The following is a 9,297-nucleotide window of genomic DNA, read 5'->3' as shown; positions in this document are numbered from 1 at the left end:
GCATCCACGGCGTTGCCGCCCCGCTGGAGGATGCTCATGCCCACCTGGGCGGCCAGCGGCTGGGAGGTGGCGACCATGCCACGGGTGCCGAAGGCGACCATGCGCCGGGAGGGGCTGGGGTAGTAAAGCGCATCGTGTTGCATCGAAAGCTCCTTGAGTCGGGTCAGGCGTCGCCCTGCTGGGCCTTGAGCCGGTTGCGTTGAATCTTGCGATCCTGGTAGAGCGAGAAGACGATCGACGCCACGGCAAGGGCCAGGAAGAGTGCCGAGAGCGGTCGCGTCAGGAAGGTCATCCAGCTGTCGTCGAGTTCGAGGGCCCGGAACAACTGTCGCTCGAGGTTATTGCCCAGTACCACGCCGAGGATCAGCGGGGTCAGCGGCACCTCGGCCTTCCAGAGCAGGTAGCCGAGCAGGCCGAAAATGAACAGCACCCAGATGTCGAAGAGGTTGTTGTTGAGGGCATAGGCACCAAGCTTTTTTTCGTGCTGTCAGTCGGTGGATGACGGCTCATCAACCGAGAAAGAGTCCTCCATAGACGAGCGCCCCCAGCACCACGAAGGCGGGGTGGGCGCGGAAGCGCAGCAGGGCGACCGCGGCAGCGGTGCCGATCACCAGGGTGTGTAGCAGGCCGGCGCCGCCGACCCCTTCCAGGAAGAAACCGAGGGTCAGCCAGCCCATCATCAGGGCAATGACCGGGCGAACCCACTGGCTCATGCGCTTGACCCGGGGGGACTCCCGGTGGCGATAGAGCAGCCCCAGTGCCCCCAGCATCAGCAGCAACGATGGCACCACCGTGGCGAGCACGGCCACCAGTGCACCTCCGGCTCCCGCCACCTCATAGCCGACCTGGCCGGCCATCTTGGTGGCGATGGGGCTCGGCAGGGCGTTGCCGAGTGCCAGGGTCTCGGCGAACGCCTGGGCGCTCATCCAGCCATAGCGTCCAACCACCTCCGCCTCGATCAGCGGGATGATCGCCGGCCCGCCGCCGTAGCCGATGATATTGGGGATGAAGAAGGCCAGGAACAGCTCCCAGTAGATCATGGGTTGGCCTCCGCAGCCTTGCGGCCCGGACGAAGCAGCGCCGCGGCCAGCAGGGCGCCGATCACCCAGCCGGGGTGCAGGCCCAGGCCGTAGATCAGGCCGCCGGCGACGACGGCCATGGCCAGACTGATGACCCAGCCCAGCGCCAGGCGCGACTTGTTCCAGAAATCCAGGGTCAGCTGAGCGAGCATGACCATCACCACCGGGACCACCGCCTGTCCCATGCCATGGATCCAGGCGACGTCGCGGTAGCGGCTGAAGACGCCGAGCAGCAGGATCATGGCCAGGATCATGGGCAGGATCACCGCGCCGACGGCGATGGCGCAGCCGGAAATGCCGGCGATCCGATAGCCGATGTAGCCGGGCATCTTGGTGGCAATGGGGCCGGGCAGGGTGTTGGCGATGGCCAGAACGTCGGCAAATTCCTCGTCACTCATCCAGGCGTGGCGCTTGACCACCTCCTGCTGAACCAGGGGTATCATCGCGGGACCACCGCCGAAGCCGAGCAGGCCGATGCGGGTGAAGGCCCAGAGGAGGTCGCCCAGTGGCGCCTTGCGATGGGAGGTCATGGGCGTCGAAGCTCCGAGTCGGCGCTGGCATCAACCATGGATTAAAGCCTCTTTAATCGTGCCGGATTCAAAAAATCGATTATATTTTCGACTATAGGTCGACGATCGAGACGACGTCAACTCGGGATATCGCCGTCATTCACGGAGCGAGACACGGGAGGGGGTATGGGAACACCCAAGCGCAAGGGCGGGACGACAAGGTCCAGCCTCATCTATGACACCCTGCGCCAGGATCTCGTCAACGGGCGCTTCAAGGCCGGGGAGAAGGTCGCGATCAGCGCCCTGAAGGAGCACTACGAGGTGGGGCTGAGTCCGCTGCGCGAGGCGCTAAACCGCCTGGCGGCCTACGGGCTGCTGATCCAGGAGAACCAGCGCGGGTTTCGCGTGCCGGGCCTGAACCGCGAAGAGCTGGATGATATCGCCGAGATGCGTCGCGAACTGGAGGTGATGGCGCTGAAGCGGGCCATCGAGCGCGGCAATGCGGAGTGGGAGTCGGAGCTGCTGGCCGCCGCACATCGGCTCAGGCGAGCCGATGAGACCTCGCAACCGGTCGAGGAGTGGGAGCAGCTGCACGGCAAGTTCCATCGCACCCTGCTGGCCCCCTGCGGGTCTGCCTGGCTGCTGCGCTTCATCGAGCAGCTCTATGACCAATTTGATCGCTACCGGCGCCTGGCGCCTCCTGCCCCTCAGATGCGGGAGCACCTCAACAGGCAGCATGACCAGCTGGTGACGCTGGCACTGGCCGGGAAGGTGACCGAAGCCCAGGAATTGATGGAAGACCACATCCACCGCTCCTATCTGGTGGCGCTGGGGGCCTGCCAATAAGGCCAGGAAACCTCCGGGCAGGAGAGGCTTCTCATCCTGCGCCGGCCATCACACCGCTGCCCCCTCCTCGGGAACAGCGAGGCTCTGGCTCAGTCCAGGGCGCCAATGGCGTCACCGAGGACATTGACCAGGCGGTCGATCTCCTCGCGCTCGACGATGAACGGCAGGCCGAGCTGGATAGTGTCGCCGCCGTAGCGCACGTAGACGCCCTTCTCCCAGCACTTCATGGCGATCTCGAAGGGGCGCCGGGCCGGCTCGCCCGGATAGGCCTCGATCTGCAGGGCACCGGCCAGGCCATAGTTGCGAATATCGCTGATGTAGCGGGTGCCCTTGAGGCCGTGCAGGGCCTCCTCGAAGACCGGGCTCATCTGCCGGACGCGCTCGATGAGACGCTCGTTCTCCAGCACGTCGAGGACCGCCAGGGCCGCGGCGCAGGCCACCGGATGGCCGGAATAGGTATAGCCGTGGGGCAGCTCGAGCATGTAGTCGGGCCCGCCCTGCTCCATGAATGTCTGGTAGATCTCGCCCTTGACGATCACCCCGCCCATGGGCACGGCGCCGTTGGTGAGCTGCTTGGCGATGTTCATGATATCGGGCGTTACGCCAAACGCCTCGGCGCCCGTCATGGCGCCCATGCGCCCGAAACCGGTGATCACCTCGTCGAAGATCAGCAGGATATCGTGTGCATCGCAGATCTCGCGCAGCCGCTGGAGATAGCCCACCGGGGGCGGTATCACCCCGACGGAGCCGGCCAGAGGCTCGACGATCACCGCAGCGATATTGGAGGCGTCATGCAGGGCGATCAGCTCGAGCAGCTCCTCTGCCTTCTCGGCGCCGCGCTCTGGCATGCCGCGGGTGAAGGCATTCTCGGCCAGCAGGGTGTGGGGCAGATGGTCGGCGTCGATGCCCTGGCCGAACAGGGCGCGGTTGGCGCCGATGCCGCCCAGGCTGATGCCGCCGAAGTTGACGCCGTGATAGCCCTTGGCGCGACCGATCAGCTTGGTCTTGGTCGACCTCCCCTTCTTGCGCCAGTAGGCGCGCGCGATCTTCAGCGAGGTGTCAGCACTCTCGGAGCCGGAGCCAGTGAAGAAGACGTGGTCGAGACCCTCCGGGGTCAGCTCACGGAGGCGGTGGGCGAGCTCGAAGGCCCCGGGATGGCCGAACTGGAAGGCCGGAGCATAGTCGAGCTGACCGAGCTGCCGACTGACGGCCTCGGTGATCTCCCGGCGACCGTGGCCGGCACCGCAGGTCCATAACCCCGACAGGCCGTCGAAGATGCGCCGGCCCCGGTCGTCGGTGAAGTAGCTGCCTTGGGCACCGACGATGATACGGGGGTCGCGCTTGAACTGCCGGTTGCCGGTGTAGGGCATCCAGTAGGCGTCGAGCTGCTCGGCGGAGAGCCCGGCGGCGTGGGGAAACGCTTGTGCGGTCATGGCGCGGCCTCGCGGAACGGTGTCACTGTGGATCGGGTCGTGGCGTCTTTCCTTAAGCCTAGGCCGCATCGTGAGTCAATTAAATTCAGGAATACTTGATTTCATGTAAGCTTTCAGTTGACACAGCGTCGCGGAAGAAAAGAAGCATGAGCAAGCATGCCCCCATGGGCCCGCCGGGTGATGCCGACCTGCGTCTGCTGCGCATCTATCGCAAGGTGGTGGAGTGCGGGGGCTTCTCCGCCGCCGAGGTAGAACTGGGTATCAGCCGGGCGGCGATCAGCATGGCCATGAAGGACCTGGAGACACGGCTGGGGCTGCGACTCTGCCAGCGCGGGCGCAGCGGCTTTGCGCTGACCGATGAGGGCGCCGAGGTGTACGAGGCGAGTCTGCAGCTGCTCGCTGCCGTGGAGGGCTTTCGCACCCGGGTCAATGGACTGCACGCCTGGCTGAAGGGGGAGCTCAATATCGGCATCACCGACAACCTGGTGAGCATGCCGCAGATGCATATCACGCATGCGCTGAGCGGCCTCAAGGAGCGAGGACCGGACGTGCGAATCAATATCCGCATGATATCGCCCAGCGAGATCGAACAGGCGGTTCTCGACGGTCGCCTGCACGCGGGGGTGGTTCCCGCACTGAAGCCACTGCCGGGACTGACCTATCTGCCGCTGTATGAGGAGACCTCGCGACTCTACTGCGCGGCGGGCCATCCGCTCTTCTCCGCCCCGGAAATCTCTGCCGAGCAGCTGGCGGACCACGACGCCGTGGTACCGGCCTACGCCCAGGCTCCGTCGATCAAGACCCACCACGAGTGGCTCAACCCCACCGCCTCGGCCACCGACCGGGAAGGCATCGCCTTCTTGATCCTCTCCCAGCGCTATATCGGCTATCTGCCGACGCATTTCGCCGAACGCTGGGTCCTCAACCATCAGATGCGCGCCTTGAACCCCGAGGATTGGCACTACCTGACCCGCTACAGCGCCATCACTCGCAAGGGTGGACCGCCAAATCTGGTATTGGAGGCGTATCTGGAAGAGCTCAACCGCTTGATCGAGAAGCCTGGGATCCAGAACATCGAGTAGGCCTGCAGCGCCGCGCAAGTTCGTGCGATACTGCGCGCTTTCCTTCGGCTCATGCCGCCTCATCCAACCGTTACACAGGGATGCCGACCATGCCCCAGGGTACCCTCTTCATCGTTTCCGCCCCCTCAGGCGCCGGCAAGACCAGCCTGGTGCGCGAGCTGATCGAGAGCCTCGACGGCATCCAGGTGTCGGTGTCGCATACCACCCGCGAGCGCCGCAATGGCGAAGTGAACGGCGTGAACTACCACTTCGTGGACGTACCGGCCTTCGAGGCGATGATCGAGCGCGGCGAGTTCTTCGAGCACGCCCGGGTCTTCGACAACTACTACGGCACTTCGCGCCCCGCGGTGCAGGCCGCCCTGGCCGCCGGTCAGGATGTGATCCTGGAGATCGACTGGCAAGGCGCCCGCCAGGTGCGCAGCCAGCTGCCCGATGCGGTGTCGATCTTCATCCTTCCCCCCTCCCGGGAGGAGCTGGAGCACCGCCTGGCCAGCCGCGGCACCGACGAGCACGCGGTGATCGAGCGGCGCATGCGCGATGCGGTGAGCGAGATGTCCCACCACGACGAGTACGACTACCTGGTGATCAACGACGACTTCACCACCGCCCTGCGCGAGCTGCAGGCGCTGGTGATCGCCCAGCGGCTGAATCGCGACCGGGCGAGCCAGGCCCACGCCCCGCTGCTGCAGGCGCTGCTCTCCTGAGCCACAGGGACGCTGCACTGCAGCGCTTGTCACGGCAACCGGGCGTCGAGTAATCTATCTGGCCTACCCATAAGTGGAATCCGTCCACCCGCGCATCGCCGCGCGTGCTCCGCCGGGTTCCCGCAAGCATTCAGGAAGGCATCCCCATGGCGCGAGTCACAGTTGAAGATTGTCTGGAAAATGTAGAGAACCGCTTCCAGCTGGTGATGATCTCCACCGCGCGAGCGCGCCAGCTGGCACGCGGCTCCCGCGACGCACTGGTGCCCTGGGAAAACGACAAGCCCACCGTGGTCGCACTGCGCGAGATCGCCGCCGGCCTGGTCGACGCCAGTGTTCTCGACGAGCCGGTGGAAGCCGCGGTGCGTCCCGTGCGCGAGCCCTACTACGGCGGCGCCGGCGAGGAGTGATCCGCGGCGGCGCCTCGGCGCCGTCATCCTTCCCGGGAGACTCACGCAGGAATCAGGGCGCGCCGCATGTTCACCATCGATGACCTGGCCGACCGTCTCGGCGGCTACCTCCCCCAGAGCGAGATCCGACAGGTCAAGCGCGCCTTCTACTATGCCGAGCAGGCCCACGACGGGCAGCGCCGGCGTTCCGGCGAGCCCTACGTCACCCACCCCCTCGCCGTCGCCAATATCCTCGCCAACATGCACATGGACCATCAGAGCCTGATGGCCGCCATGCTGCATGATGTTATCGAGGACACCGGGGTCGGCAAGGAGGCGCTGGCCGAGCAGTTCGGCAAGCCGGTGGCGGAGCTGGTAGACGGGGTCTCCAAGCTGACCCAGATCGCCTTCGAGGACAAGGCGGTCGCCCAGGCCGAGAACTTCCAGAAGATGGTGCTCGCGATGTCCCGTGACATCCGGGTGATCATCGTCAAGCTCGCCGACCGACTGCACAACATGCGCACCCTGGGCGCCCTGCGCCCCGAGAAGAAGCGCCGCATCGCCCGCGAGACCCTGGAGATCTATGCCCGCATCGCCAGCCGGCTGGGTATCAACACCATCCGCGTGGAGCTGGAGGACCTCTCCTTCCAGGCGCTGCATCCGATGCGCGCCGAGCGCATCAAGCGGGCCGTCTCCAGCGCCAGGGGACACCGCCGCTCGGCGATCCGTCAGATCCAGAACACCCTGCAGCAGAGCCTCGACGACGAGGCACTGTCCGGCACGGTGATCGGCCGCCAGAAACACCTGCTGTCGATCTACAAGAAGATGCGCGACCAGCGCAAGTCGTTCGCCGAGATCATGGACGTCTTCGGCTTTCGCATCATCTGCAACGATGTCGACAGCTGCTACCGCATCCTCGGCGTGGTGCACAATCTCTACAAGCCGGTGCCCGGGCGTTTCAAGGACTACATCGCCATCCCCAAGGCCAACGGCTATCAAAGCCTGCACACGTCCCTGTTCGGGTCCAACGGCATGCCCATCGAGGTGCAGATTCGCACCCGCGAGATGGAGGCCATGGCCAACAACGGCATCGCCGCCCACTGGCTTTACAAGGCCGGGCAGACCCAGCACCCCATCGCCGAGGGCAGCCATGCCCGGGCCCGCTCCTGGATCAAGGGTCTCCTGGAGATGCAGCGCCACGCCGGCGACTCGCTGGAGTTCATCGAGCACGTCAAGAACGATCTCTTCCCCGATGACATCTATGTGTTCACCCCCAAGGGCGACATCATGGAGCTGCCCCAGGGTGCCACGGTCATCGACTTCGCCTATGCCGTGCATACCGATATCGGCAACGGCACCATCGCCTGCCGCATCGATCGCCACCTGGCCCCGCTCTCCACCCGCCTGGAGAGCGGCCAGACCCTGGACATCATCACCGCCCCGGGGGCACGGCCCAACCTGGCCTGGCTCAACTTCGTGGTCACCGCCAAGGCGCGCTCGGCGATTCGCCACGCGCTCAAGCACCAGCAGCATACCGAGGCGGTTCAGCTTGGACGGCGGCTGCTCAACAAGTCCCTGGCGCAGTTCGAGACCAGCCTTGAGGAGCTGCCGGAGGGGGCGCTGGCCACGCTGCTGGTCGAGCTTGGCCTGAAGAACACCGAGGCCCTGCTGGAGTCCATCGGCCTGGGCACCCGGGTCGCGCACGTGGTGGCGCGCCGTCTGCTCGACCTGCAGCAGGGCGAGTCGCCCGCGGGCAAGGGTGAACCGCGCGCCCATGGCCCCATCCTGATCAGCGGTGCCGAAGGCATGGTGATCAAGTTCGCCCGCTGCTGCCACCCGCTCCCCGGCGATCCGGTCATCGGCCACCTCTCGGTGGGCAAGGGCATCGTGGTGCACCGCGCCGAGTGCCGAAACCTGGGCGAACTCAGGAACGACCCGGACAAGCTCTTCGCCCTGGAGTGGTCCGACAACATCGCCGAGGACTTCCCGGTGGCGCTTCGCCTTGAGGTGGAGAGCCGCCGAGGCCTGGTGGCCGAGTTGGCCGGCCTGGTCACCGATTCCGAGGCCAACATCGAGCGAATCGGCATCGAGGAGCGCGATGCCCGCCTGGTCACCGTGAACCTGACCCTGTCGGTACGCAACCGCATCCATCTGGCACGCATCATCAAGCGACTGCGCAATCTTCCCCACGTCGAGCGCATCACCCGACTCGGCAACTGAACCTCTCCGCCGGCCCGACAGCCCCCAGCCAGGGCGGCCGGGCCGCTTGTCATTATCCCGAACAGCAACCAACCCGACGGAGCACACCATGAGCAACAAGGCCGTGATCAACACCGACCAGGCGCCCGCCGCCATCGGCCCCTACTCCCAGGCCATCAAGGCCGGCAACACCGTCTACCTCTCCGGCCAGATTCCCCTGGACCCGGCCACCATGGAGCTGGTCTCCGAGGACTTCGAGGCCCAGGCCCGCCAGGTCTTCACCAATCTCAAGGCCGTCTGCGAGGAGGCCGCCGGCTCCCTGGGGGAGATCGTCAAGCTCAACCTCTACCTGGTCGACCTTGGCAACTTCGCCGTGGTCAATCAGGTGATGGAGGAGGTCTTCGAGAAGCCCTACCCGGCCCGCGCCGCGGTGGGCGTCAAGGCGCTGCCCAAGGGCGCGCAGTTCGAGGCGGAAGCGGTGATGGTCATCGGCGACTGATCGGCGACGGAAAGACGGATTCGCACCCAATGCGATTGTTTATGGCGCTGGTGCCGCCGCCCGAGCTGCACGAGCGGCTCAGCACCCTGGCGGACGCCGCCCACGCCCGCTGCGGCGGGCGGCGCATGCCCGACGAGAGCCTGCACCTCACCCTGGCCTTCCTCGGCGAGGTGGGCGACGACCTGGCCGGAGAGCTGGCGGAGGAGGTCTGCTCGCTGGCCGTTCCCGCCGGCCGCTGGACGCTGGATGCCTGGGGCCACTTCCGGCGCCCGGGCATCGTCTGGGTGGGTGGCAGCCGGCCGGATGCCGCCCTTCAGCGGCTGCACGAGCGGCTGTGGGCGCGCCTGGAAGGCCGCGGCATCCCCGGCCGCCCGTCCCGCTTCATCCCCCATGTCACCCTGCTGCGCCGGGCCGAACGCCTCGAGGCCGACGACCTGCCGGACGTGGACCTCGAGTGGACCTATAATCAGGTGACGCTGATCCATTCGATCAACGACGGGCAGGACGTCCGCTACGCTCCTCTGGCGCGCTCGCAGGCAGCCTGAGCCATCACTGACAGG

At 66.1% G+C, this 9,297-nt stretch carries 10 protein-coding genes and 1 pseudogene; 7 read left to right on the top strand and 4 right to left on the bottom strand.

Translation table 11 applies throughout. The annotated features are described in order from the left end of the window. Nucleotides 1-163 precede the first annotated feature (163 nt). The 3 genes and pseudogenes from IBX53_RS05665 to IBX53_RS05655 all read right to left on the bottom strand — a co-directional run. Nucleotides 164-460, bottom strand: a pseudogene (locus IBX53_RS05665) (Tat pathway signal protein); the annotation flags it as partial. A gap of 49 nt (nt 461-509) precedes the next feature. Next, on the bottom strand, nt 510-1,040 hold the full coding sequence (locus IBX53_RS05660) for a chromate transporter (RefSeq protein WP_290906676.1): 531 nt from the start codon (nt 1,038-1,040) through the stop codon (nt 510-512). Then, complete coding sequence (locus IBX53_RS05655) at nt 1,037-1,609, bottom strand: chromate transporter (protein ID WP_290906673.1); 573 nt, start codon at nt 1,607-1,609, stop codon at nt 1,037-1,039. Before IBX53_RS05655 ends, IBX53_RS05660 begins: the two co-directional genes overlap by 4 nt. Before the next feature lie 165 nt (nt 1,610-1,774). Between IBX53_RS05655 and IBX53_RS05650 the strand changes: the two genes are divergently transcribed. Then, nucleotides 1,775-2,434, top strand: coding sequence for a GntR family transcriptional regulator (locus tag IBX53_RS05650; RefSeq protein WP_290906671.1), 660 nt, complete (start codon nt 1,775-1,777; stop codon nt 2,432-2,434). An 89-nt stretch (nt 2,435-2,523) separates the two neighbouring features. Here the strand turns inward: IBX53_RS05650 and IBX53_RS05645 are convergent, their stop codons facing one another. Beyond that, nucleotides 2,524-3,867, bottom strand: coding sequence for an aspartate aminotransferase family protein (locus IBX53_RS05645; RefSeq protein WP_290906670.1), 1,344 nt, complete (start codon nt 3,865-3,867; stop codon nt 2,524-2,526). Nucleotides 3,868-4,013: 146 nt separating this feature from the next. Here IBX53_RS05645 and IBX53_RS05640 point away from each other — a divergent pair, with 146 nt between their 5' ends. From IBX53_RS05640 to thpR, 6 genes are all read left to right on the top strand, one after another. Continuing rightward, nucleotides 4,014-4,949 (top strand): LysR family transcriptional regulator, encoded by a 936-nt coding sequence (locus tag IBX53_RS05640; protein ID WP_290906668.1) that lies wholly within the window; start codon nt 4,014-4,016, stop codon nt 4,947-4,949. Between the two features lie 89 nt (nt 4,950-5,038). Beyond that, the gene (gmk, locus tag IBX53_RS05635) at nt 5,039-5,653 is read left to right on the top strand and encodes a guanylate kinase (protein WP_290906666.1); all 615 of its coding nucleotides are present in this window, start codon (nt 5,039-5,041) and stop codon (nt 5,651-5,653) included. Between the two features lie 146 nt (nt 5,654-5,799). Further along, nucleotides 5,800-6,060 (top strand): DNA-directed RNA polymerase subunit omega, encoded by a 261-nt coding sequence (gene rpoZ / locus IBX53_RS05630; RefSeq protein WP_290906664.1) that lies wholly within the window; start codon nt 5,800-5,802, stop codon nt 6,058-6,060. Between the two features lie 66 nt (nt 6,061-6,126). Next, nucleotides 6,127-8,259: a bifunctional (p)ppGpp synthetase/guanosine-3',5'-bis(diphosphate) 3'-pyrophosphohydrolase gene (locus tag IBX53_RS05625; protein ID WP_290906662.1), complete on the top strand. Its 2,133-nt coding sequence runs from the start codon at nt 6,127-6,129 to the stop codon at nt 8,257-8,259. An 88-nt stretch (nt 8,260-8,347) separates the two neighbouring features. Next, entirely contained in the window at nt 8,348-8,737 is a 390-nt protein-coding gene (locus IBX53_RS05620; protein ID WP_290906660.1) for a RidA family protein, read from the top strand. 29 nt (nt 8,738-8,766) lie between these two features. Next, nucleotides 8,767-9,282 (top strand): RNA 2',3'-cyclic phosphodiesterase, encoded by a 516-nt coding sequence (thpR, locus tag IBX53_RS05615; protein ID WP_290906658.1) that lies wholly within the window; start codon nt 8,767-8,769, stop codon nt 9,280-9,282. The last annotated feature ends 15 nt before the right edge of the window (nt 9,283-9,297 follow it).

Origin of the sequence: Halomonas sp. (genome assembly GCF_014859505.1) — a bacterium.
In the GTDB taxonomy this organism is placed as follows: Bacteria; Pseudomonadota; Gammaproteobacteria; order Pseudomonadales; family Halomonadaceae; genus Halomonas.
The sequence above is the reverse complement of the archived record's forward strand: the minus strand, read 5'-3'. Positions and strand labels throughout refer to the sequence as shown.